The following is a 1,833-nucleotide window of genomic DNA, read 5'->3' on the forward strand; positions in this document are numbered from 1 at the left end:
TAGATGGAGTTGGACGTGCTCTTCAACGTTGCAACTTTGTCGGCGAACGTAGCAGGGATGAAGGTTGTTTCTTTCGTATCCGGGTTGTAAAGAACGCCGGTTGCATTGTTTCCGAACGCATTGTCAGCATTGATGGTACGCGCGACATACGTGCTGCCGAAGTCTTTCACGACAACCGTCTTGTTATTGCCCGCTGCCGAAACAGTGAAGTCAACTGCAGGAGCCGCGGATTTACCGCCAAGCGCAGCGATTGCGTCCGTTACCGGTTTCGCAGCGTCGCCTGTCAAAGCTTTGATCTCAACTTTGATGCTCAAGTTAGCTAGATCAACGCCGAGATCTTTCGCCAACGCTTCGAAGTCTAGAGCAGACAACGGAAGAGTGTAGGAACCTGTTTTGTTCTTAATTACGATTGCTGCGCCTGCTTTCTTCGCAGCTTCTGCAAGCGCGGAAGCCGGAAGCGTAGCGGAGTCGCCGGTGATTTCGATCTCTACCGTAGTCTTGTTAGCGAATGCAGCAGTCAATGCGCTTGCGCTTACTGCGCCGTTGCTGTCAGCAAGACCGGTCGATGAAACGTAACCACCGCTGTTGCTGGAGCTCTTAGTGACGGTGACTTCAACGGATGCGATCGCATTGTCATAAAGAGCGTATACTTTGGTTTTCCCTACTCCGACGGCTTTGATTACACCGTTATCGCTTACCGTGGCAACTTTGGAATCCAAAGATACGAAATAGGCGTCAGTTGGATCAACAGTAACAACCTCGCCGTCCGAATAAGCCGCCGTAAGCTGCGTTTGCGCTTCTCTTCCGACCTTCAAAGCGTACTCTTTCTCGCTGAACGCAAGTTTAGGAGTTACATACACTTCAAGGTAGTCGTCAAGTCCGCCGTATGTTGCTTTTACGACAGTGTAGCCTTCGGAAACGGTTTGGAACGTATTCGCTTCTTTATCATACGTTACAATGGACTTGTCTTCGGACCAGATGTCAGCGGAGTCTGAAATATCAACGAGGTTTCCGTCCGAATATTCCGCGTATACGGAATATGCCACTGTAGAACCATACGTTGCAGTGAAAACGCCTGGATTAAAGATCTCGTCATCGTATTCCGCCTTGAAGTTGATCCGGTACAACTTTACCTGTTGCGGATCTGGATCCGGGATGTCGTAAAAGAAATCATAGACGGTATCGGTTACCGGTTCGTACATGTTGACATAGGAATATGTACCGATTCGCTTCTTGAACTTATACACTTTCGTTCCGTTTGCCAGTTCTTCAACGTAGGTTGCGTCAACCACCGTCTTCAAACCTTCGGTTCCTCCAGTGTAAATGCTAAGCGTTACCGTACCGTCTTCCAGGACATCATTAGGTCCGATGTATACGTTACCGGATACGGTTTCACCGTCGTAGGAGACGTTGGTGAAATAAGCTGCCGCCGCGACTACAGGAAGCAATAATGAAACTATCAACAGGGCGACTAATGATTGAGATACTTTGCTGGTTAGATTACGGTTTAACAAACTTTTGTTCCTCCCATGAGACATGCTGTTTTTATGTTTTAGTTTGAGCAATGTTGTTCACCTCCCATCGGCTCTGGGTATATATAGCTAGGCTTGAAGGCCGTGCTATCGGTCTAATGAAGGAGAAGGCATAAAGCTATGGAAATAATTTTAAGACTATAGAAATGGGGAAATGTCGATACTAATTCTATCACGTGATTAATAATTTGCATAGTAAAAAAGTCCTCATATAGATATTTTTTACTAGGCAAAAGGTGGATGATCGCACAAAAAAAATGGAGCCACCCGAAGGTGACTCCATTATGTCGTACTAGGATTA

At 46.8% G+C, this 1,833-nt stretch carries 1 pseudogene; it reads right to left on the bottom strand.

Annotated elements, in window-relative coordinates:
* Positions 1-1,514, bottom strand: a pseudogene (locus JET16_RS29705) (hypothetical protein); the annotation flags it as partial.
* Between the last annotated feature and the right edge of the window lie 319 nt (positions 1,515-1,833).

The organism is Paenibacillus alkalitolerans (assembly GCF_016482785.1).
Classification (GTDB): domain Bacteria; phylum Bacillota; class Bacilli; order Paenibacillales; family YIM-B00363; genus Paenibacillus_AE; species Paenibacillus_AE alkalitolerans.